Below are 23923 nucleotides of genomic sequence, written 5' to 3' on the forward strand. Positions count from 1 at the left end.
CCTTATTGAACGGCTTTACGCGGTACCGAGGGATCGGCCGGCAAGGTAAAAGAACGCAGATCGATCGTCGGCGCACTGTTGGCGCCCAGGCGATGATCCAGAATCAACAGTTTGGCGTGGGCCAGGCCCTGGCTGAGTTGGCCGAGGTACTGTTCCAGCACAAAGGCCCGGCCGGCCGTGGCGTAGGCCTTCTGTTCGGCGCTAAAACGCAGGTCTGCCGCCTGGGCGCCGGCACTCACTTCACGGGCAATGGCCAATGCCTGGTCGCGGGCGGTGCTGGCTTGCAACAACGCCTGGTTGGTTTGTTCGCTGGCAGCGCCGCGCTCACGGGAAATCAGGGCCTGGGCGCCGATCTGTGCCGCTTGCACGCCGTGGTAGGCATTGGCGGCACCGGCCGGCGGGTGGATCGCCTCCACCACGGTCGCCAAGATTTCCACCCCGCTGTCGAGCGTTTGCAGGTCGGCTTGTACGGCATGGCCGATTTCGTCGGCCAAGCGGGTGCGTTGTTCGCCAAGCAATTCATCGAGGGTGCGTGAAGCGAAGTCATGCACGAGGATGCGGCTGGCGGTGCTGCGGATCAGGGTCGGCACATCGGCGCTGTTATAGGTGGCGGCCAGCGCGGCCTGGTCGGTCAGGCCGATACGGTAGACGAAACGCACGTCCATATTGACGATCTGGAAGCTCTGCTTGTCGCCGCTGCTGCTGGCGATCACCTGGGATTTGTCATTGACATGGCTGGCGTCCCACAAGCGGTTGGCAATCAACGGCGCAGGGCCTTCGGCGGCGGCAAGCTCCGGCGTGGCCGCCTCGCTGATGCTGGTCGCCAGCTCATGCACCACACCGTTCTCCACACTCAACACGCGGCCCAGCGGCCAGGGCAAGCCGGCATGCAGGCCAGGGCCGAAGACCTCCACGGGTTTGCCGAAGCGCTCATAAATCCCACGGCCTTGCAGGGGCACTTCGTGTACGCCGGTCAGTGCCCAGCCTACGGCCAACACCACCAGCAATACTGGCAGGAACGCCCGGCGCATGTAGGTAAACGCCCAGATCTGGCGCAGGTCGATGCCGAAGCGGTTGTGCAATTCGTGCTGCAGCGCCTGCAAGGGTTGTGGCGGCCAGCGCAGCAACCCGGCGATAAAGCTCTGCGCCATCAGGCGCGGTTCCAGGCGCGGCTGCCGTGGGCTGAACAACGAGAGTACGCCGCGTAACAGAAACTCCAGCGCCACCAGCGCCGGCAACAGCCCGATCAGCGTGGCCAAGCGCAATGGCCAGACCGCTTCGGCACCCGCGAACAACAGGCAAATCGCACTGACCACCAGGCAGATGATCGCGACTCGACTGAGCTGCACCAACTGCGCGGCTTCCGGCCACTGCGCAGCGGTTTCCTGAGCCAGGCGGCGCTCGAACACCAGCAAGCCGAAGGCCAATGCCAGCGCCAGCGCCGCGCCGATGCTGGCAGACTGACTAACCGCCGCCGCAGGCAAGGCCAGGTTCCAGAACTCGAGGACGCTGACCAGCGCCAGCAGCGACCAACCGACGAGCCACAACACGGGCGCGCCGATCTGGGCAAGCAGCCCGCTGCCGAATCGATTGATCAGGTCGCGGTGCCAGGCGGCAGGCTCAACAGGTGGCTCGATCAGCTCGACGATGGTCCCTTCCAGCGCCTGGGCGCGCCAATCGGCCACCCACCACGCCGACTGCAAGCCGGCCACCAGCACCAGCAGGGCCGACGCGCAGTTGATCAACACCACCGGCCAGATCGACAGCGGCGCAAACAGCGCGACAAACAGCGCCAATACCCAGCCACTGATAGCCAGCAGGGTCAGGCTGATACCGGCTTGTCTCAATCGACGGGCATGGAACAGCCCTTGCTGAAAACGCGGCAAGCCTTCTACCGAGGCGCCTTCAGCTTCTAGATCCAGTTGCATCCACTCAACGCCCGCTCGTACACAATTCGTTACGATATAACACGGATAGTGAAATTTTTGTTCGATAAACACCCCTTTTCAAGCCGCCCACAGATCCCCTGTGGGAGGGGGCTTGCCCTAATGCCGTTCAGTTAAGGCTTTTTTGTAGGAGCGAGCTTGCTCGCGAAGAACTCACAGGCGCCGCGTTCACTCAGGAAACACGCGTTATCGTTGACGTTTTTCGCGAGCAAGCTCGCTCCTACAGAAGGCGATGTACGCTTAACTGAACGGCATTAGGGCTTGCCCCCGATGGCAATGGATCAGCCAACACCGGCATCAACTGACAGACCGCTATCGGGGGCAAGCACCTCGCACATTTGCTCTTACGTGCTTTCCAGATCGTGACTAACCCCCCATAAACACAAGCCATCACTGGTACAGGCCACGAATAATCGGCACACTCCAAACCAGTTTTTCGCGGGCTCACGGACAAGGAAGCGTCACCTCCCATGATTTCGATCTATCAGCTCAAACCGCGTTTTCAAAACCTGCTGCGCCCCCTCGTGCAGCGCCTCTACGACAACGGCACCACCGCCAACCAGATCACCGTACTGGCCGGCGTCGTTTCCCTGCTGGTCGGTCTGCTGATCGCTGGCTTCGCCCAGCACCTTTGGCTGTTTGCACTGATCCCGCTGTGGATGATCCTGCGCATGGCCCTCAACGCCATCGACGGCATGCTCGCGCGGGAATTCGGCCAGCAGTCGCGCCTGGGTGCCTACCTCAATGAACTGTGCGACGTGATCGCCGACAGCGCGCTGATCCTGCCCTTTGCGCTGATCCCCGGCGTCAGCCTGGTGCCCGTACTGCTGGTGACCTTGCTTGCGGTGTTCAGCGAATACGCGGGTGTGCTGGGACCGATGATTGGCGCATCACGGCGTTATGACGGGCCAATGGGCAAGAGTGATCGGGCGTTCGTCCTTGGCGTACTGGCCATGGGTGTGGCGCTGGGCTGGCTTGGCGCCGGTTGGGTCGATGTGGTGATGTGGCTGGTCGCCGCCCTGCTCGCCTACACCTTGATCAACCGGGTGCGCCAGGGTCTCAAAGAAGAACACTCCATCTCCCCTTCTGCATAAGGATTTTGCGATGCGCGAACAGCAAGAACACACCTTCGCTACCCATGACGGCGTCGAGCTTTTCTACCGGCACTGGCCGGCCACCGCCCCCGCGGACGGCGAGCCACGCAAGGCGATCCTGCTGTTCCATCGCGGTCACGAGCATTCGGGGCGCATCGCCCACCTGGTCGATGAACTGAACCTGCCGCAGTTCGACTTCTTTGCCTGGGACGCCCGTGGCCACGGCCAATCGCCTGGCGCACGCGGCGACAGCCCCAGCTTCGCCACCAGCGCCCGCGACGTGCAGACCTTCTGCGACCATGTCGGCGCCACCCACGGTATCGAGGAAGAAAATGTCGCCGTGATCGCCCAAAGCGTCGGCGCCGTGATCGCCGCCACCTGGGTCCACGACTACGCCCCTAAAATCCGTGCCCTGGTGCTGGCCTCCCCGGCGTTCAAGGTCAAGCTGTACGTGCCTTTCGCCCGCCCCGGCCTGGCACTGATGCGCAAGTTTCGCGGCAACTTTTTCGTCAACAGCTACGTCAAGGCCAAGTTCCTCAGCCATGATCCGGAGCGCGTGGCGTCCTACGACAGCGACCCGCTGATCACCAAGGCGATTTCGGTGAATGTGCTGCTGGGCTTGTACGAAGCGGCCGACCGGGTTGTAGCCGATGCCCAGGCGATCCAGGTCCCCACCCAGTTGCTGATCTCCGGCTCCGACTTCGTGGTGCACCGCAAACCCCAGCAGCAGTTTTTCGATCGCCTGGGCAGCCTGAAAAAAGAGCTGCATATCCTCCCCGGCTTTTTCCACGACACCCTCGGCGAACGTAACCGCGCCGTGGCCGTAAGCAGCGCCAGGCGCTTTATCCTGCAAAACTTCACCCAGCCGCTGGACCGCGCGTCTCTGCTGGACGCCGACAAGCTGGGCGCCACCTGCGCCGAGTCCGAAGCCCTTGCCGCGCCACTGCCGCGCAACTCCCTGCGCGACCTGTACTGGCGCATGACCCGCGCCAGCATGGGCCTGGGCAAGAACCTGTCGGATGGCGTAAAGCTGGGCTTCGACACCGGGTTCGACTCCGGCAGCACCCTGGACTACGTGTACCGCAACACGCCCACCGGCAAAGGCGCGCTGGGTCGGATGATCGACACCAATTACCTCAACTCCATCGGCTGGCGCGGTATTCGCCAGCGCAAGCTGAACGTCGAAGAACTGCTGCGCCTGGCCATGGCCAAGCTGCGGGATGAACAGCGTGAAGTACGCATTGTCGACATCGCCGCCGGCCACGGCCGCTACATCCTTGAAGCGTTGCAAGGCGTGTCGCCGCTGCCGGAATCGATCCTGCTGCGCGACTACAGCGACATCAACGTGCGCGACGGTAGCGCGCTGATTCGTGAGAAAGGCCTGGGGGAGATTGCGCAGTTCGTCAAAGGCGATGCGTTCGACCGCGCTGACCTGGCCGCGCTGGCGCCCAAGCCGACGCTGGCCGTGGTCTCCGGGCTGTATGAATTGTTCGCCGATAACGCCATGGTCGGCGGTTCGCTGGCCGGCCTGGCTGACGCGGTGGAACCCGGCGGTTACCTGGTCTACACCGGCCAGCCATGGCACCCGCAGTTGGAGTTGATTGCCCGCGCGCTGACCAGCCATCGCCAAGGCCAGGCCTGGGTGATGCGTCGCCGCAGCCAGGCGGAAATGGACCAACTGGTGGAGGCCGCCGGTTTCCGCAAAATCACCCAGCGTGTGGATGAGTGGGGCATCTTTACCGTGTCCCTGGCACAGAAGATCTGAACATGCGCGAACCCGGCCTGTTAAAGCCAGCTGTCCTGTGGCTGCTGCTCTTGGCGCCGCTGTTTTTCAGCACCTATGGTTTCGCCACCTGGGTCACCAGCCAGCGCAGCGACGTCGGCACGCTGGTGTTCGGCTGGGAAACCCATATGCCATTCTGGGCGTGGACCATCGTGCCCTACTGGTCCATCGACCTGCTCTACGGCTTCTCACTGCTGCTGCCCAGTACCCGCCATGAACTGAAGCAACATGCGCTGCGCCTGCTCAGTGCCCAGGTCATCGCCGTGAGCTGCTTCTTGATCTGGCCACTGCGCTTCACCTTCGAGCGGCCGGAACTGGACGGCGTGTTCGGCTGGCTGTTTGCCGTGCTGGCGGGTTTCGACAAACCGTTCAACCAGGCACCCTCGCTGCATATCGCGCTGCTGGTGATCCTGTGGATCATGTACCAGCGCCATGCCCAGGGCGTGTGGCGCTGGGTGGTGCATGCTTGGTTCGGGTTGATCGGTATTTCGGTGCTGACCACTTATCAACACCACTTTATTGACTTACCCACAGGCGCCCTCGCCGGCTGGCTGTGTGTGTGGCTGTGGCCGCTGGAACATCCCAGCCCGTTGCTGAATGCGCGGCTTAGCCGCGACCCCAAGCGCTGGCGGTTGGGTCTGCGCTATGGCCTGGGCGCCCTGACGCTGGTGATCCTCGCCTGGGTGCTGCGCGGGTGGTGGCTATGGCTGCTGTGGCCGGCGGTGTCCCTGGCCCTGGTCAACGCCAATTACTGTGTGCTCGGCGCGGCGGGCTTTCAGAAACGTGCCGATGGCCGTCTCACGCCGGCGGCTCGCTGGCTGTATGCGCCCTACCTGGCGGCCGCGTGGATCAATTCACGCCTGTGGACACGTCAGCATCCACAGCCCGACCGGATTGTGGATAACGTGTGGCTTGGAAGGATTCCTGCCACGAACGAGCAGGCTTCATTCAAGGCAATCGTCGATCTGTGTGCCGAACTGCCGATTAATCCACAGGGCGCTTATCAATGCGTTCCGGTGCTGGACTTGATCGCCCCAACCGCCGCCGAATGCCTGCAAGCGGCACACGCCATCGAACGCCTGCGCTCCAGCGGCCCGCTGCTGGTGTGTTGCGCCCTCGGTTACTCGCGCAGCGCCACCGCCATGGCCGCCTGGCTGCTGCACAGCGGGCGCGCCGCCACGGTGGATGAAGCACTGGCTATTATTCGTACAGCGCGGGACCAAGTGGTCCTGCATCCTGCTCACCGTGAAGCGTTGGAGGGTCTGCTCCATGCCCGCTGATATGGAACTCCAAGTCGTCGCCAGCCTGCTGCGCCGCGGCCGTTCGCTGGATCAGTTATCCACAGGCCTGACATTACTGGGGGTATTGTTCGGCCTGGCGCAACTGCTGCTCGCCAGCATTTCGTCCATCTGCCTGTTGCTCAGCCTGTGGATGATTATCCTCGGCCTGCTGCAAAAGTACTGGTCGCTGCGGGTAGCCTTCGACGCCGACCTGTTCGCCCTGCTGGCCCGCGACACCGAGCGCACCCCGGACCTCGACCAGGCGTTGCAAACCCTCGGCCTGCAATCGCCCAAACGCGCCGGTCGACCCTGGACCGAACGCCGTCGCGGTGCTCTCAAACTGTTGCGCAAACAAGCCTGGCTACTGGGCGCGCAAGTGCTGCTGACCCTGGCCGTGATCCTCGCCAGCCCTTGGCTACCTTTCGCAGGATAAGGAATCCCCATGTTCGAACCCGTGGTTGCCACGCTGATTACCTCGATGGCCCGCACCGTCACCGGGGCTCGTAGCCTGTGGCTGGGCTGCGCACCGGTGCCGGTGCAACGCATCTACTTCGCCAACCACAGCAGCCACGGCGATTTCGTGTTGCTATGGGCGTCGTTGCCGCAGAACCTGCGCAAATTCACGCGCCCAGTGGCCGGCAGCGACTATTGGAACAAAAGCGCACTGCGCCGCTACATCATCAACCGCGTATTCAACGGCGTGTTGATCGACCGCGAACGCAAGGACCCTGTGGATAACCCCTTGCAACCCATGCTCACCGCGCTGGAAGGCGGGGACTCGCTGATCATCTTTCCCGAAGGCACGCGCAACCTGGAAGACGGCCTGCTGCCGTTCAAAAGCGGCTTGTACCACCTGGCAAAAAGTTACCCACAGGCTGAGTTGATCCCGGTGTGGATCGCCAACCTCAACCGGGTCATGCCCAAGGGTCGTGTGCTGCCACTGCCGCTGCTATGCACCACCAGCTTCGGTGCACCGCTGCAACTGGAGGAAGGCGAAGACAAGGCGCTGTTCCTGGCCCGTACCCGCGACGCCCTGCTCGCCCTCGCCCCGGAGCACTCCTGACATGGCTAGCCAAACCCTGATGTTGTTCGGCGGGATCGGCGCGATCCTGGTACTCGCCTCGCTGATCGGCCTGATCCTCAAGCTGCGCAGCCGTGGCGCGCCGAATGCGGTGATCGACAACCTCAACGCGCGCATCAACGCCTGGTGGGTGATGGTGGTCGTGATCGGCATTGCCTTCTGGCTGGGTACCGGCGCGGTGATCCTGCTGTTCTACGCGGTGTCGTTCTATGCACTGCGCGAATTCCTGACCCTCACCCCCACCCGGCGCAGCGACTACCCGGCCCTGGTGGCCGCGTTCTACCTGGCCCTGCCGCTGCAATACCTGCTGATCTATGCCGACTGGTACGGCCTGTTCTCCATTTTCATCCCGGTATACGTGTTCCTGCTGCTGCCGATCCTCGCCTCCCTCGGCGGCGACAGCACGCACTTCCTGGAACGCGCGTCGAAGGTGCAATGGGGCCTGATGATCGCGGTGTTCTGCGTGTCCTTCGTGCCCGCCCTGCTGACCCTCGATATCCCCGGCTACGAAGGCCGTAACCTGCTGCTGATCGCGTACCTGGTGATCGTGGTGCAACTGTCGGACGTGCTGCAGTACGTGTGCGGGAAGCTGTTCGGCAAACACAAGATAGCGCCCAACCTGTCACCGTCGAAAACCGTGGAAGGCTTTGTCGGCGGGATCTTGCTGTCCTCCCTGATCGGCGCGGCACTGTGGTGGACCACGCCGTTCAACCCATGGCAGTCGTTTTTGATCGCCCTGCTGATCAACCTGCTCGGCTTCGCCGGCGGCATCGTCATGTCGGCAATCAAGCGCGACCGCGGGGTCAAGGACTGGGGCCATATGATCGAAGGGCACGGCGGCATGCTGGATCGGCTGGATTCGGTGTGTTTCGCCGCCCCCATCTTCTTTCACCTCGTACGCTACTGGTGGACCTGACCCCACACCCCTCTCAAGCCCAATGACGATCAAAATGTGGGAGGGGCCCCGCTGACCCGGTAAACATCCCCGCCGTGCGGCGTATCGGTGTCATCTTTTGTATCAAAGACGCGTGTAAGATACGCCGCACTTAGCCAGGGATGCTCACCATGTTCGATTCGCTCAAAGCCATCAGCCGTCGTGTTGTCGGTGTGTTTCTGACTGTGGTGGGGGCCGTTTTCGGTCAATGGCATCCGCCGCTATGGCTGCGTGCCATTGGCCGCGGCCTGGCGAACCTGGGCAACAAAGCCCGCGCTTATCCGCGCCAGGCCGGTGCCGGCGTATTGGGCCTGGTGCTGCTGGCCGCCGCGGCTTTCTATGGCTGGCACTGGTACACCCACCTGCCGCAGCCCCACACCGTGGGCTATTCGCTGCATAAACCCAACCTGACCGACTACACCCAGCAGCCACCGGTTGTGGATAACCTGCAGGTGCGCTTTGCCGAATCCGTGGCACCGTTGGCCGCCATCGGCAAACCCGTGAACGAGGGCATCAGCCTCAAACCTGCGATAGCAGGCACGTGGCGTTGGTCGGATGATCGCAGCCTGGTGTTTGTGCCGGAAAAAGACTGGCCCGTTGACGCCCACTACACCCTCGACCTGGCGAAGAAAAGCCTGCTGGCCGACGGCGTGTTGCTCAGCCAGTACAGTAGCCAATTCTCCACCCAGCCGTTCCGCGCCAGCCTGGCGCAAAACGAGCTGTACCAGGACCCATCCAACCCAACCCTGAAACAACTGGTAGCGACCTTCCGTTTTTCCCACCCGGTTGATGAAGAAAGCGTGCGCAAGCGCGTATCGGTCGCCCTAGGAAAAGGCTTGGCCTACCGCGATGCACAGCTGCCCAACCGCCCGGAAATAACCTTCGACGACACCAAGCTCAACGCCTTCGTGCGCTCTGCCGCCTTGGCTACCCCGCTGGAAAGCACGCCTGTCAGCGCCAAGCTCGATGAAGGCATCAAGGCCCGCGACGGCGGTAACGCCAGCACCGCACCGCTGGTGGCGGAAGTCACCGTACCGGGTCGTTATCGCCTGACCTTTACCGGCGCCGAAGTCAGCTTTGTGGACAACGAACGCGGCGAACCGGAGCCGGTGCTGATGTTCAGCAGTTCCAGTGCCGTAGCCGATGACACCATCGCCAATAAGGTCCAGGCCTGGCTGTTGCCGGAAAAAGCCCAGGACGACACCCGCCCCTATAACAGCAACGATATCGACGATGCCCTGCTCGCCCGCAGCACCAAGGTCAACCTGACCCACGTGCCCAGCGTCGAGCCGCTCAACACCCTGCACGCCTTCAAGTTCAAGGCCCCGGCCGGTCGAGCGCTGTATGTGCGAGTGCCCGCCAACCTGGAAGCCATCGGCGGCTACCTGGCGAAAAACCCCACAGCGTCCCTGATCAGCATGCCGGCGTATCCGCGCACCTTGCAGTTCCTCTCCGACGGCGCCCTGCTCAGCCTCAACGGCGAAAAACGCCTGGGTTTCATGGCCCGTGGCGTGCCGGGTGCCCATGTGGAAATCGCGCGCCTGCTGCCCAACCAATTGCAGCATCTGGTCGACCAAAGCAGCGGCAGCTTCGCCCGGCCTAACTTCGGCAACGAGTATTTCGATCGCATGGTCGAGCGTCAGGCGCTGGATATTCCGCTGTCGTCCAATGACCCGGCGAAAACCGTCTATGACAACGTCGACCTCAGCCATTACCTCACCGCCAACGGCGGTCGTCGCGGCATCTTCGTGCTCAAGCTCAGCCCGCAGGATGAACCGGCCGAACGCACCTTCGATTATTCGCGCAGCAGTACCAGCGACCTGCGCTTTATCGTGGTCACGGACCTGGGGATCATCGCCAAACGCTCCAGCGACGGCAGCCATGATGTGTATGTACAGTCCATCGGCAATGGCTCGCCGGTCGCCGACGCCCAGGTCGATATCATCGGGCGTAACGGTTTGCCGGTCGCCAGCGGCCACACCGATAACGAAGGCCACGCGCATTTCGCCAAGCTCGATGAACTGCGCCGTGAGAAAACGCCGCTGATGTATGTGGTCAGCCGTGGCAATGACCAATCCTTCCTGCCGATTGCCCGTCAGTCCCAGCAGCTGGATCTATCGCGCTTCGATGTCGGCGGCCTGGAAGAGGACGGTGCGATCGATCGTCTCAGCGCCTACTTGTTCACCGACCGTGGCCTGTACCGGCCCGGTGAAACCGCGCACCTGGGCATGATCGTACGCAGCGGCAACTGGAAAGGCGCCCTGCAGGGCCTGCCGGTGGAACTGCAGATCACCGACCCACGCGGCCTGGAAGTGATTCGCCAACCGCTGAAGCTGTCCACCAGCGGCTTTGAAGCCTTTGATTTCCCCAGCAGCGAGACCGCCCCCGCCGGGGATTACACCGCCACCTTGCAGTTGATCGGCCAGAAGCAGACCCGCACAGACCTGGGCAGCGTCAGCTTCAAGGTTCGCGATTTCGAGCCGGACCGTATGAAGGTCAGCCTCAGCCTGCATGACACCCCGGTGCTGGGCTGGATTCCACCGGACCAGGTGGTGGCCAAAGTCACCGCGATGCACCTGTTCGGGTCCCCGGCGTCCGGCCGTCGCGTCACCGCGAAAATGTCCCTGAGCCCGACGCTGGCAGCCTTCGATCGCTACCCCGATTATCGCTTCCGCCTCAACAACTCGCTGGACGAGGCCAGCACCGAAGACCTGGCCGAGACCACCGTCGACGATAACGGCCAGGCGCTGCTTGACCTCAACCTGCAACGCTTTGCCAACAGCACCTACCGCCTGCAAGTGATGACCCAGGTATTTGAAGCCGAAGGTGGACGTAACGTGGCGGCGCAAAGTGCGTTGCTGGTGTCGTCCGCGCCCTATCTGGTCGGTGTGAAAAGTCAGGACTCACTGTCGTATGTCGCCAAGGACGCTCCCCGCCAGGTGCACTGGCTGGCCGTGGCGCCGGACCTCACGCCGCTGGCGGTGGATGGCCTGACCAGCGAAGTGGTCGAGCACCGCTACGTCTCGGTGCTGGTCAAGCAGTCCAACGGCACCTACAAATACGAGTCGCGCATCAAGAACATCAGCCAGCCGGCCTCGCCGGTGGTCATGACCCAGGAAGGCGCCAAGCAGACACTGAACACCGCAACGCCGGGCGATTTCACCCTGCAACTCAAGGATGCCAACGGCAACCTGCTCAACCAGATCGACTACAGCGTGGCCGGGCGTGGCAACACTTCGCGCTCCCTGGAACGCAACGCCGAGCTGCAACTGCGCCTGGATAAACGCAGCTACGCCACCGGGGATGAGATCGCGATCAGCATTCGTGCGCCGTATACCGGTGCGGGCCTGATCACCATCGAACGCGACAAGGTCTATACCCAGCAATGGTTCAAGGCCGACAGCACCAACAGCGTGCAACATATCCGCGTTCCCGCAGGGCTTGAGGGCAATGCCTACGTCAACGTGCAGTTTGTACGCGACATGGGTTCGGCCGAGGTGTACATGAGCCCGCTGTCCTATGGCGTGGTGCCGTTCAGCATCAACCTCGACGCACGGCGCATGGCGCTGAAGGTGGAAGGCCCGGCGAAGATCGAGCCGGGGCAGACCCTGGATATCAAGGTCACCGCCGACCGCCCGGGCCGGGCGGTGGTCTACGCGGTGGACGAAGGGATCCTGCAAGTAGCGCGCTACCAGACGCCGGACCCGTTGGGCTTCTTCTTCCAGAAGCGTGCACTGGAGGTCGGCACCAGTCAGATCCTTGACCTGATCCTGCCGGAATTCAGCCGCCTGCTCAGTGGGGCTGCGCCCGGTGGCGATACCGAAGGCGCCCTGGCCAATCACCTCAACCCGTTCAAGCGCAAACATCAGCCGCCTGTGGCCTGGTGGTCCGGGCTGGTGGACCTGCCCGCCGGTGAAAGCGTGCTGCATTACCGGGTGCCAGACAGCTTCAATGGCAAGCTGCACCTGTTTGCGGTGGCCGTGGATGCTGACAGCGTCGGTGTCAGCGAGGCCAACACCGAAGTACGCGGGCCGATCGTCATTACCCCCAACGTACCGGCCTTTGTCGCGCCGGGGGATGTGTTCAACGTGAGTGCCGGGGTGTTCAGCAACCTGGATGCCGCGGCGGATGTGAAGTTTGAAGTGCAGACCAGCGACGGACTGGTAGTCCAGGGCGGCAAGGGCACAACCTTGTCACTGCAACCGCGCAAGGAGGGTACCGCCGAGTTCAAGATCAAGGTCGGCGAGCACCTCGGCTCGGCGGATCTGCGCTTTGTCGCGGTGCTGCCGGACGGCAAGCGTATCCAAGTGGCGGAAACCACGTCGATCCGCCCCCTGAGTGAGCATCGCGTGGCCCTGAGCCTAGGACGTTTCGACAGCGCCAGCAAAGAGCTCAAGCCCACCCGCGAACTGTTCAACCAACTGCGCGATGTACAGGTGGGTGTGGCGGCCTCCCCGTTAGTGTGGGCCAATGGCCTCAAGCACTACCTGGATGATTATGGCTATGCCTGCACCGAACAACTGGTGTCCAAGGCCATGCCAGCGTTGATCTGGGGCGGTACGGCGCCAGAGGCCGAGCAAGCCTTCGGCAGCGCGGTGCGCATGCTGCGCCAACGCCAGAACCAGGCCGGCGGCTTTGGTTTATGGGCGGCCAACCCGGATGTAGCGCCCTACGCCAGCCTGTACGCCACCGACTTCCTGATCGAAGCCAAGGAGCGTGGGCTGCCAGTACCGGAAGATCTGTTGGTGCGGGCCAACGCCTATCTGACGGACCTGGCCAACGGCCCGAGCGAAGGCCTGTCGGAATTGCGCAACCGTGCCTACGCCAGTTACCTGCTGAGCCGTCAGGGGATTCTCGTCAGTGGCGCCTTGAGCGATATCCGCGAACGCTACGAAAGCACCTTCAAGGACAGCTGGCAGAACGACCTCGGTGCCGCCTACCTGGCCGCCAGCTACAAGCTGCTCAAGCAGGATCGCCAGGCCGATACGTTGTTGCGCAAAATCCCATGGCGTTCGCTTGTGGATAAGTGGGACAGCGACGGCCTTTATTACGACCCGCTGGTGCACGATGCCGAACACTTGCACCTGCTGGCTCGGCACTTCCCCGAGTTGCTTGACGAGGTACCCACGGCGTTGCTGGATAAACTCGGCAAGCGCCTGAACGAACAGCGCTACAACTCACTCTCGGCCGCCCTGCTCCTGCGGGCCTTGGACAACTATGGCCAGCGCGCGCAAAGCGACATGTCCCTCAAGGCCACCGCGTGGCTGGGTGACAAACAGCAACAATTACTGGAGATGGCCGGCCAGCCACCGCGTGCCGCCGTGCCCGTGGGTACGCAAAAACTGCTGATGGAAAAAAGCGAAGGCCCGGCAGCGTTCTACATGCTCAGCGAAGCCGGTTTCGATAAGGGCGCCAAGCTCAAGCCCATCAACAACGGCCTGGAAATCATCCACGAGTACCTTGACCTCAAAGGCGAGCCGGTGAGCAAGGTCGCGGTGGGCGACGAATTCCTCGTACGCCTGCGCCTGCGCGCAACGGATCGCGATCAGGTGCAGCAAGTGGCCGTGGTTGACCTGCTGCCCGGTGGCGTCGAGCCTGTGTATAACTTGCCGCCGGAGCCGGAAACCGCCAGCGGCGAGGACAGCGAAGGTGAAGGCGAAGAGTCTGAATACGTCGAAGACAACCAGGAAGCCGACACCTGGCAAGCGCCGATCGGCGAGACCGCGTTGAGCAACTGGCAGCCGGATTATGTGGATGTACGCGATGATCGGGTGGTGTTGTACGGTACCGCGTTGCGCGATGCCGGCACCTTCGTCTACCGCGTGCGCGCCACCAACGCCGGCACCTTCAATACACCACCGGCCTACGCCGAAGGTATGTACGAAACCACCCTGCAAGGGCGTGGCAAAGTAGGCCAGCTTGAAATTACCAAGCCTTAAGTGCCTGACGCCGCTGCTCGCAGCGGCGGTGGTACTGGCGGGGTTGCGGCTTTGGCCCCATGCCCCGCTGGAACAGGCGGTAACGTCCTCCAAGGTCGTGCTGGCGGATGATGGCTCGCTGCTGCGCATGACCCTGGCGGATGATGGGCAATACCGCCTCTGGCTGCCGCTGGAGCGGATCTCGCCGTCATTGGTCGAAGCCTTGCTGCTCAAGGAAGACCGCAATTTCTATTGGCACCCGGGGATCAATCCCCCGGCGCTGCTGCGCGCGGCCATGGCCACCTACAGCGGCGGGCAGCGCCAGGGTGGCTCGACCTTGAGCATGCAACTGGCGCGGCGCCTATGGGACCTCAATACGCGCCAGGTGCCGGGTAAATTGCAGCAAATGGCCTTGGCACTGTGGCTGGAAACGCGCTACAGCAAGCACGACATCCTGGAGGCCTATCTGAACCTGGCCCCCATGGGCGGCAATATCGAAGGCGCGGAAGCGGCCAGCCGCATCTATTTTGGCAAGTCAGCGGCGCAGCTTTCGTTATCCGAGGCCCTGGCGCTGGCAGTGATCCCGCAACAGCCGGGAAGGCGTGCGCGCTTCGGCCCCTCGCTGCAAAACGCACGGCTGCGCTTGATGAATGACTGGCGGAGTACTTATCCACAGGACGTGCGTAACGACAGTTTGCTGGACTTGCCCCTGGAAGCACGCAACCGCCAGCAGATTCCGTTCCTGGCACCGCACCTGAGCGAACAACTGCTCGCGTCCCAACCGGGTAACGAACTCAACAGCACCCTCAACCTGCCCTTGCAGCAATTGCTCGAGCGCCTGATCAGCGGGTTTATCGCCGAGCGGCGCAGCACCGGTGTGGAAAACGCCACCGCCATCCTGATCGACAGTCGCGACCAGAGCGTCAAGGCGCTGGTGGGTTCGGCGGATTATTTATCCACAGGCATCCACGGCCAAGTTAACGGCGTGTTGTCGCGCCGCTCGCCTGGGTCGACCCTGAAGCCGTTTCTGTATGGGCTGGCGCTGGACCAAGGGGTGATCCACCCCATGAGCATCCTCAAGGACCTGCCCAGTAGTTTCGGCTACTTCCAACCGGAAAATTTCGACGGCAGTTTTGTCGGGCCACTGACGGCGCGCGATGCGTTGATCCGTAGCCGTAATATCCCGGCCGTGTGGCTGGCCAGCCAGGTGAAATCGCCCTCGCTCTACGGATTACTGCAAGAGGCGGGCATCAAGGGCCTGCGCAACGAGAGCCATTACGGCCTGGCGCTCGCGCTGGGTGGCGGTGAGATGACCCCGGAGGAACTGGCGCGGCTGTACGTGATGCTGGCCGGTGACGGTCATTTGCGACCCTTGCGCTATTTACAGGAACAGCCGCAAACCACCGGAGCGGCGCTGCTCACGCCCCAGGCCGCCTTTATGGTGCGCGACATGCTGCGACGCAACCCGCGCCCGGATGGCCTGCCCGGCCGCCACTGGCGCACTGCCTGGAAGACCGGTACCTCGTGGGGGTTTCACGATGCCTGGAGCGCCGGCCTGGTGGGCCCCTATGTGCTGGTGGTGTGGGTGGGCAACTTCGACGGTCGCCCGAACCCCGCGTTTATTGGCGCCAAGACCGCCGCGCCGCTGTTTTTCCGCATCGCCGATGCCCTGCCCCTGGCCTTGCCCAACACCGTCATCAAGCCCGACAAGCCGCCCGCCGGGCTGGTGCGCATCGACGTCTGCGCCGCATCCGGCGAGTTGCCCAACCGCTGGTGCCCGCAAACCCGCAAGACCTGGTACATCCCCGGCGTCTCGCCGATTCGCGTGTCCAACCTGCACCGCCCGGTGCTGATCGACACCCGCACCGGCAAGGCCGCCTGCCCGCCGTTCGATCCGCAGTACACCCGCGAAGAAGTCTTCGAATTCTGGCCCAGCGACGTGCAACGCCTGTACCGCGCCGCCGGCCTGCCTCGGCGCACGCCGCCCAACGTGCTGAAAAACTGCCAGCCCAACCGCATCAGCGACCAGAGCGAAGCCCCACAGATCCGCTCGCCCCTGACGCAAGTGAGTTATCAGTTGCGCCTGTCCCAACCCCAGGAAAGCATCCCGCTGAACGCGAATGCGGCCAGCGATGCGACGACGCTTTACTGGTTCGCCGACCAAAGCCTGATCGGCCAGGGCCCGCCACAAGCCACCTTGAACTGGCGGCCGGGCAAATCAGGCGAGTATCGGTTGCGGGTCAGTGATGATCAGGGACGGAGTGTGAGCCGGGGGTTGAGGGTGGAGTTTGTGCCTTAGGTGTGGCCATCACCCTCTGCAATCTCCACATAGTTCGACTCCCCACCTCCTGTCGCCCCCGACAACCACCCCCACACGAAACTCAGCGTGGTACGCCCGACAGCATCCACACCGACGATGCCTCGCGACCAGCCGGCCAGCAGTTCACCTTCCAGCGTCAGGCACTGATACAACAGCTCGATAGAGTCTGGACCTGTGACGCGCCCAACCTGCGTACCCAAGCGAATTCGACCGCCTTGGTACGTACCGGAAACCGCATCGCCCTCAACCAGGTAATGAAACACCGTGCCCGCGCCGGATAGCCCGTGGGTGTTGTTGGCGACGGTGAATCGGCGGTTGTTCAAACGCTCGTGGATTTGCGAGGGGGTGTTCATCGAAGGCGCGTCCTTTCGCGGGGGCCTGGAGACCCGGTTGGTGGTTACCAACAACATAGTTTGACACAGCCCCTCTCGTAAATCGGGGCCTGTAGGATGATCCGGGATCCACACGACAGCAACATAGACTGACACAGACGGGTCGCACTTCAAATACGGGGCTCGATTGGTAACAACATAGATTGACACAACAGCGAGAGCGTTCATTCAGGCCGAAATATTATGTGAGCGCGACCGGTCACTCACCTGTGCGGAAATAGTCTTTTTTCAGCACAGGCTCAGTGCGATGTCTAAATCCGTGTGCAACCTTCGACCAGTCCCCATCAGCACATAAACTGTGTTTTTTGTTCGAAATAAGCAGTCATGGGTGAAGGAAACACCCAGCGTTGTTCGGACCCAATCACCAGGCGGGAAGCGGCCTTTACTGTCTTGGATAACGGTCAAAGCGTAAACGAGAGCAGGAATTAGCTGTCTATCCGTAATGGCTTTTCGCTGACGTGTTGGAATGTCGAGATCCAATATTGCCCAATCAGCAACAAGACAATAGGCATGGGAAGGAAAATGCAGACTGGCGAGGGCCACAGCATCTGAGGTGGTGAGTTGGCACCCATCTATTTTCTCACCCGCAGAAAGCACTGAGACAAAATCTGCCAGATTCATCTGTACCTCCGGCCGATCAAAAAAACGATTCGAACGAGAAGCATCAATCAGCTTAGCTCCCATCGACACACGAGGTTCCGATGCCGAAGACTGGGCCATTTCACAGCTGGTCCGTCTTCTCCCCTCATCCCACTGAACGGGATGATTTCTATCTAGCTGTCACCGGATAAAGTGGGTTTTCGCCAGTACCCAGCTATGCCATTGCCGTGCGTGAACCCTACCTAGCGGTAGGTGCCGATGTGGGTGAAACCTAGTGCTTCATGGATGCCCGTGCATGTCGTATTCGGCAAGGCGACGCCGGTATAGGCGCATGAAATCCATGTTACTCAAGGAGCGGTAGAAGCCGTTTGGCTGCGGCTGAATCAAAATGACATGCCCTCAGACACTTGAATCAGCATTTCTTCGACTAGATGTGTGCCAAAGGTTGTAGTGACCATCGCCGATGGGCTTTCTCCCAAAAAACGGGCTTTGGGTTTGGAAAGCCATTGTTTGGCCTTCCCTTTGTCACCGAAGATCACCTCGGCCATGGCGGTAATATGTGCAAACCGGAACAGGCGATCGCTCTCATGCAACGTTAAAAGCTGATTGGCTGACAGTTTTGTTTTGAGCGTTTTGGGTTGAATGATTCTGTCGCGTTCTTCGTCGCTGAGGGTTCCATCATCACAAAGCATTTTGATCAGGCTGACCGAGAAGCCAGCTACTATCATGTCGTGAATGTCCAGATCCGAAGCATTGACAGAGATATGAAGAAGCGTCTCCAGACGCATGCGGTAAGCATGATAGACATCCTGACGCAGGACGCCAGCAAACATGGGCCGCACTGATGTTGCGTTGCACACGGGCGTCAGGACTAATGTGCCATTCACTACCGTTAGCTCCAGGTCGTCCCCAACACCTAACCTCATTTGGTCAAGCAACTCTTGAGGCAGATCAATGATGATGTCGCCAGTACCGTCCTCAGTTTTCTGGCATTTTACTATCCAGCGCTCAGTTTCACTCATGATCGTCCGGCCCTCATCCGCCATCAGAGAATGACACACATCATTATGCTTGGGCCCAGAGCTGACCAAAGGAACGCGCAATCCGCTGGTAGACAGGCACTGCCGCTGCTCGAACGCCGGATAGCGAGTGAAACAGCAAAAAATGGGGCAATGGCTATACCTGCCTTTCCACCTTCACATGGCTAAGAGCCTGAGCGTGATCAGGTAACTACACGAAAGGATATGACATGCACCCTGATGAGCTTTATGTTTCCGTCGACGTCGAGACTTCTGGGCCTATACCAGGCGAATACAGTCTGCTTTCCATTGGAGCCTGTCTTGTAGCCCAACCTGTAACGTCCATCTATCTTGAACTACGACCTGACAGTCCAAAACACGACCCGGAAGCACTGGCAGTATCGGGGCTGAGTCTGGAGAAGCTGGAGCGCGAGGGCCTCGCTCCGCAACAGGCGATGCTGACATTTGATCAATGGCTGAAATCGTCCTGCCAACCGGGGCAAAAGGTCATTTTCGTAGGACTCAATGCACCGTTTGACTGGTCATTCGTCAATTACTACTTCCACAAATACCTGGAAACCAACCCCTTTGGTTTTACCGCTATCGACATGAAGGCCTACTTTATGGGCGCTGTAGGTTGCAGCTGGCAGGAAACAAAATCATCCAAAATGACCGCTGCGCTGAAGCCACTCAGCGAACCGAACCATAACGCATTGGATGATGCCCGCTTTCAGGCAGAGCTCTTCGCACTAATGCTAGCGGGTAAAGGTAAACGCTGACCTACCTTCCACCGCACTGACTCGAAGCTCATCTGATACAGGTTGCCTCAACATATCTGCCGTCCCTGAACGACCACGCCTTGATACCTTCTGGTTTTTCGGACTTGCCGACAATAACGGCTATTGGGTGCGGCAGATCCTGCGTGTAACGTGCAGCAAATTTGGAGAAACTTCCGATGTCTGCCGGAGAGATCACCGGAACGGATTGGGGATGCGTATGCCAATAGCCCACCAGACGTAACCCTTGTTCGTTGGCAGCCTGGATTTCCTGACGGCACCGCTCCGCATCCAACTCTAGCCAAGACCAGCCTGACCGATCGGCGCGATGAGGCAACGTGGCCAAGGCCAGCAGCAACCCTTTCGGATCAACCGGGTTGACAAATAACTGTCCCCCTCGCTCCACGCCAAAAAGGCCCTGCCGATGACTATCCAAGATGTCCGCGACAGCTTGGGACACCAATAGCTCGGAATTCACCTCCGGCCATCGCCAGCGCCATGCGATATCCGTCATACCGTTTCGTCCTTATCTTCCGGCCATCCGCGCTCGAGTAAGATTTGCTGCGCTCCCTCTGGCAGTTTGGGACCATGGTATTGGCCTCCTAGGCTCAGAACATCTTCAGGCCTGTAGATACTGCTGACCCAAGATGCAGTGGCGATGTTGCCGGTCAATGCGCGTAAGGCCGTGTGCGACACCATAGAGGCGATATTGGTCATTCCCAGCGAGCCGCCTGGGATAAAGCTCTCGCCACACGCGGGCAGTGGAACAACACCGCCTCCCGGCCACTCTGTAAATCTATGCAGAAAATCGCCGACGTCCGTGAACAACTGACGGCCATCAAAGGTGCCGGCTGGTGCGAATAGCGCATGGCCTACCTGGGTATACGGTTCGCTCCAGGCTTGTAAAAGCCCCCAAGGAGCGCCGCTTGATTTGGCTCGCCATACAGTGACCTCCGACTGCCAGTCTGCTGTCGTGATCACCACCAGATCTGCGTTATCAAACACTTCTGGTTTGCTGCTCATCACCACTTCGGCAAAAGTCGCATAAGCGGTGCATTCTGTCGTCGGAAGATCTAACAGAATCTTGTCCCTCAACGCGGAGGCTTTCAGTCTACCTAGGCTATCCGCTCCCAGAACGTGCCTCCCCAGATTGGCTGACACCAAAGTGTCAGGATCGATGAGGGTAAGGTGGCCGACACCGGATCGTGCCAATTGTATTGCCACCGCACTGCCTAACGAGCCAACGCCAACACAAACGACTCGAGCATTTTCAAGGTGCTGTGCAGTACCGCTTATATCGCGGGACAGAATGGACGCTCGATCAAGCACGTCCAGGGCAGTTGCTCGGACGAGCGCCGGAGGATGTGCATTTGCGATAGCTGGCCGACGGCGCGCTGTACGCAAGCCAAACTTTGCCCCCCGCTCCTGCTGTACGCCGAGCGAGCGCACATTGAGGCAATATGTTGGAGCATCTGCCCCTCCTGGAAGCTCCAGAACAATCCATCGACTCGCCAACGTTCCATGCAGCTCAAACCATGCCAGCAATTGCTCGGCATCGTCTGGTTGAAGGTGTGGCGTGAGCCACAGCAATAAATCTTCCGGATCCGGGGTGCGGATATCCGGATAAGTCTGAAGCTTGACGTAAAAACCGGGAGTTTCGGCCGCGCGAATGACAGCGGAGCGCCCGACAACCCGTCGGTAATGCCCTTTGAGTGCAGCTACGTTCGATGCTAACCAAACCGTTTCCTGACCGGATGGCATAACCCGGCGCGGATCGCTGAGAGCAAACAACTGCGAGGCGGCCTGAGGGCGATCCAACAGTAAGAGGTTCTGGAATGACTGACCGTGCTGAAAAGACCAGTAGGTAGTGATCTCATTCTGAAATTCGATATCGCGCGTTGCCTGGTTTGATCCCATCTTGGACAACGAAACGATCTGGGCCAAGCGAGCAAGGCTGTCCTCTACCACGACCTCCGGGGAGCCCATAATGGGGCGCTCCTGAAAGCCATGAAGGCAAAGCCCCGACTTGGTGGCATGCGGCCAAACCAGCCATGGAGAGGGTTCGACGTTCAGCCGCAAGAGTCCACGGGGAAAGTTGGAGGGGAAACCTATACGCAGTCGGCGCTCCTGCCCCGTGTAATCGGTGGGCAAGGGGAAGTGAAAGCACGCCGCTTCGTCAGCCCGCGTGGGTGCGGGCTGGAGCAATGCATCGGCAGCATCCTGACCTAGGGTGTTTCGCAGTGCGGCGATTCCGCGCTGCAATGGCGTCTTAATAGGATCAGCCAAGGCGTCCAACTGGCTTTACGCTCGACTGAGAGGTTCCGCCACCGCTGGCCCCTCCGAAGAGCGAACCCATCGAAGCAGAGTTTCGAGTAGTGCCATCCGGTCGGCCGGGCATCGTCCAGTTCGCAGGGATCTCATTGTTCACTGCCGTAATGAATGCCGGTGCAATACCGAAATTCTTTTTCACTGCCTCGGCAAAGGAATCGTTGGATTCAAAACTTTCCAAACCCAATGAAACAGATGCACTGGCGTCCGCATGCCATTTGGCAAATGCTTGGCGATAGCCTTGCCCCTCGCCCGGTCGATTCCACTTCTCTGCAAAGTTTTCGCCGTTATCGGCAGGATTGTAGACATAGCAGTCGCTACCTCTCTGCGCGATGTGCTGCGGCATCCTGCGAACGATTTCCAAAATTGCATCGAGCGGAGCCAGAGGCTTCGACTGCGACTCCTTTACGACATCCAGGTATGCGTGCGTGGCCAGGGTGGTGATGACCGCAGATATTGGGCGAGTATCAGCGCTCCTTGTCTTGATGGCCCATTCATCGCGATGCCGCTTGAGCAGCTTAATGGTCGCACGCAGGGGATCTTGATCGATGTAATCCTGATAATGCGGTAAAGGATCTTGTGTCGCGGCATCAAGCATCCGCTGGCTTTTGGCAACTACCAAGCTTTCCAGAGAGATTTCTTGGGCAGAAGCAACCTGCAACCAATTCGAGTAAGGGATAGGGCTGCTTGCTTTCCACCCTGTGACCCGATCCGGAACCTCCAGCTTACCTTCGCCGTTTGCTTCGCCATTTCCGTTGATCGCGCGGGCAGGCGTGACATCGATGTGGAAACCTGGATTTTCGTCGGCATAAACGATCCGGATGCCACGACGTAATTGCTTAACTTCTTCTTGAACGCGGGAGCCTTCCCTAAAACGCTGCTCAATCGCTTCTAGAACTTCCTTTGCACCAGCGCCCTGAGCGTGAGGAAGCCAAATAATCGCGTCCGCATCAATGGTGTCCAGATCCGCAGGCGCGCCGGGGATTGGCTTGATGGTCGTCTTCAGCCGCATCGAGCCTTGAACGAAAATATGGGCCTCAGCGAGCAGCGGGTTGTCGGAAGCCGAGAGGATTTTTTCCAGTTGGGAGTAGCGGTCATTGATTTTTTCGTACTGCGCTTCCGACAGCGAGATTTCCCGCGCGGCGCGAAGCAGAAAATATTCCCAACTGCTGCGCTTGGTCTGTTCGTTGCTCAAAAGCATTACATAGCCTCCTGGGCCACTGGACCCAATTGCAGTGTTTGCGTAAACCGATCTTGGTTTTCTTTGTCCCGATCGAAGATCAGGTATGTATGTTGATGCTGTGTTGTGAGCAACGCGCCAAACTCGATGGCTAATGCCGCAGGAATGGCGGCGAAGACGTGGATAGGGTCAGGAGTCAGAGCCTCAAGCTGGCTCAGTCGTATTTGAAGTGCGTCGCGAAAGGCATGAATCACCCGACGGTTCTGTACCATCGCGTAGCTTGGTTCTGGGATCGACAGCTCTGCAATACGTGCACCGGGTAGAGCGTCGGTCACGTCGCGAACTGGAACTTGCGCAGAAATGGAGAGCACCAACGCCAGTGGGCCATCGCCGTTGGGTGGAGGCGTAAACAGAAAACTAGGCGGCTCAGCAGACTGATCGGGCCAGCGCAAAAGATGCTCGCGGTGAAAAGAGAAGATCAAGCGTTTGGAACGGTCGCCGATACTCTGGCCCAACATCATCAAGGCCGGAATGTCGGCCAAGCCGACTACTGCTAGCGCGGGCGAATCGCCATAAGTGCCGCCGCGACGCTTGAGTTGCTGCTCCAGCTCATACTGGACGCTGTCTTTGACGTTCTGCCAATAGGTAGTGTCCCTGCCACGTGGTCCGGGTGCAGCGAAGGCGATTTTGATGCCTTGATCGAAGGCGGTTAATCCCTCGGCGGACATCGCAGTCAACAGATCGCGAACGGGGATATCGTTGATCGTCTGAAAATGCTGACTCTGGACGATGAGAGGAATAGCTCTGCCACCATCGGGGGTCGTTGCGGCGAGTCGGATGCGTTCCAGGTACGCTTGGTGTAAACCACTCAAATCATTTTCAGGATACCCATCTGCGTCACGATCAATTTTGTCATGACAACCTGGGCACAGGAGCATCAGATTAGCGGTATCGTTTGTGTGCGCCTCAGCATCATGATCCGCGCGTCCCCGAGGGCCTTTGGGACTGGCGGGCAGGATATGCGCCACTTCGCCCCATTTCATTGGCTTGCCGGCACGATAATCGAACGTCAGATCCGTGCCGCACAGTTCACAATGACCAGCGGTCTGTGTCCATACGATCCGCTTCGTCTCATCATTTGTGTTGAAGCGCCCGCTTGCGGGCTTAGCGTCTTCTTGTTCTGCCATTCCGACCTACCCCCGAGAAACATCCATGATTGAAAACGATGATGGCAAGATAAGATCATATTAGGGTCATTTGCCTCGATTTCAA

17 protein-coding genes are annotated in these 23923 nt (G+C 60.3%); 9 read left to right on the forward strand and 8 right to left on the reverse strand.

Annotated elements, in window-relative coordinates:
* Positions 1–2: 2 nt before the first annotated feature.
* Positions 3–1928: a protease modulator HflK gene (hflK, locus tag AB7933_RS00760; RefSeq protein WP_024078212.1), complete on the reverse strand. Its 1926-nt coding sequence runs from the start codon at positions 1926–1928 to the stop codon at positions 3–5.
* Positions 1929–2416: 488 nt separating this feature from the next.
* Here hflK and AB7933_RS00765 point away from each other — a divergent pair, with 488 nt between their 5' ends.
* The 8 genes from AB7933_RS00765 to pbpC all read left to right on the forward strand — a co-directional run bounded on the left by AB7933_RS00765 (position 2417) and on the right by pbpC (position 16335).
* Complete coding sequence (locus AB7933_RS00765; protein ID WP_024078213.1) at positions 2417–3040, forward strand: CDP-alcohol phosphatidyltransferase family protein; 624 nt, start codon at positions 2417–2419, stop codon at positions 3038–3040.
* 10 nt (positions 3041–3050) lie between these two features.
* Entirely contained in the window at positions 3051–4805 is a 1755-nt protein-coding gene (locus AB7933_RS00770) for a bifunctional alpha/beta hydrolase/class I SAM-dependent methyltransferase (protein ID WP_024078214.1), read from the forward strand.
* Positions 4806–4807: 2 nt separating this feature from the next.
* Positions 4808–6103 (forward strand): phosphatase PAP2/dual specificity phosphatase family protein, encoded by a 1296-nt coding sequence (locus AB7933_RS00775; protein WP_024078215.1) that lies wholly within the window; start codon positions 4808–4810, stop codon positions 6101–6103.
* A complete protein-coding gene (locus AB7933_RS00780; protein ID WP_024078216.1) occupies positions 6093–6536 on the forward strand; it encodes a hypothetical protein in 444 nt (147 codons plus the stop codon). Before AB7933_RS00775 ends, AB7933_RS00780 begins: the two co-directional genes overlap by 11 nt.
* 9 nt (positions 6537–6545) lie before the next feature.
* Positions 6546–7166, forward strand: a complete 621-nt coding sequence (locus tag AB7933_RS00785) for a lysophospholipid acyltransferase family protein (RefSeq protein ID WP_024078217.1) — start codon at positions 6546–6548, stop codon at positions 7164–7166.
* A gap of 1 nt (position 7167) precedes the next feature.
* A complete protein-coding gene (locus AB7933_RS00790) occupies positions 7168–8100 on the forward strand; it encodes a phosphatidate cytidylyltransferase (RefSeq protein ID WP_024078218.1) in 933 nt (310 codons plus the stop codon).
* A gap of 149 nt (positions 8101–8249) precedes the next feature.
* Complete coding sequence (locus AB7933_RS00795; protein ID WP_041161324.1) at positions 8250–14057, forward strand: alpha-2-macroglobulin; 5808 nt, start codon at positions 8250–8252, stop codon at positions 14055–14057.
* A complete protein-coding gene (pbpC, locus tag AB7933_RS00800; RefSeq protein ID WP_024078220.1) occupies positions 14038–16335 on the forward strand; it encodes a penicillin-binding protein 1C in 2298 nt (765 codons plus the stop codon). The genes AB7933_RS00795 and pbpC overlap by 20 nt, the downstream gene beginning before the upstream one ends.
* On the opposite strand, the gene AB7933_RS00805 is transcribed toward pbpC, so the two are convergent.
* From AB7933_RS00805 to AB7933_RS00815, 3 genes are all read right to left on the reverse strand, one after another.
* The gene (locus AB7933_RS00805; protein WP_024078221.1) at positions 16332–16709 is read right to left on the reverse strand and encodes a hypothetical protein; all 378 of its coding nucleotides are present in this window, start codon (positions 16707–16709) and stop codon (positions 16332–16334) included. The two genes, pbpC and AB7933_RS00805, sit on opposite strands and share 4 nt — an antisense overlap.
* Before the next feature lie 267 nt (positions 16710–16976).
* Positions 16977–17369 (reverse strand): DUF6957 family protein, encoded by a 393-nt coding sequence (locus AB7933_RS00810; protein ID WP_074059250.1) that lies wholly within the window; start codon positions 17367–17369, stop codon positions 16977–16979.
* A 362-nt stretch (positions 17370–17731) separates the two neighbouring features.
* The gene (locus AB7933_RS00815; RefSeq protein ID WP_228758830.1) at positions 17732–18370 is read right to left on the reverse strand and encodes an antitoxin Xre/MbcA/ParS toxin-binding domain-containing protein; all 639 of its coding nucleotides are present in this window, start codon (positions 18368–18370) and stop codon (positions 17732–17734) included.
* Between the two features lie 227 nt (positions 18371–18597).
* Here AB7933_RS00815 and AB7933_RS00820 point away from each other — a divergent pair, with 227 nt between their 5' ends.
* A complete protein-coding gene (locus tag AB7933_RS00820; protein WP_017341626.1) occupies positions 18598–19146 on the forward strand; it encodes a 3'-5' exonuclease in 549 nt (182 codons plus the stop codon).
* A gap of 28 nt (positions 19147–19174) precedes the next feature.
* Here AB7933_RS00820 and AB7933_RS00825 read toward each other — a convergent pair whose 3' ends face one another.
* The 4 genes from AB7933_RS00825 to AB7933_RS00840 are packed head-to-tail and all read right to left on the reverse strand — an operon-like array spanning position 19175 to position 23838.
* Positions 19175–19657 carry a Mov34/MPN/PAD-1 family protein gene (locus AB7933_RS00825; RefSeq protein ID WP_017341627.1) on the reverse strand — a complete coding sequence of 161 codons (483 nt, stop codon included), beginning with the start codon at positions 19655–19657 and terminating at the stop codon, positions 19175–19177.
* Entirely contained in the window at positions 19654–21438 is a 1785-nt protein-coding gene (locus AB7933_RS00830; protein WP_031319187.1) for a HesA/MoeB/ThiF family protein, read from the reverse strand. The genes AB7933_RS00825 and AB7933_RS00830 overlap by 4 nt, the downstream gene beginning before the upstream one ends.
* Entirely contained in the window at positions 21422–22672 is a 1251-nt protein-coding gene (locus AB7933_RS00835) for a nucleotidyltransferase domain-containing protein (protein ID WP_019821279.1), read from the reverse strand. The genes AB7933_RS00830 and AB7933_RS00835 overlap by 17 nt, the downstream gene beginning before the upstream one ends.
* Complete coding sequence (locus tag AB7933_RS00840) at positions 22672–23838, reverse strand: SAVED domain-containing protein (protein WP_019821280.1); 1167 nt, start codon at positions 23836–23838, stop codon at positions 22672–22674. Before AB7933_RS00840 ends, AB7933_RS00835 begins: the two co-directional genes overlap by 1 nt.
* Positions 23839–23923: the final 85 nt, after the last annotated feature.

Origin of the sequence: Pseudomonas gorinensis (assembly GCF_042015035.1) — a bacterium.
In the GTDB taxonomy this organism is placed as follows: Bacteria; Pseudomonadota; Gammaproteobacteria; order Pseudomonadales; family Pseudomonadaceae; genus Aquipseudomonas; species Aquipseudomonas gorinensis.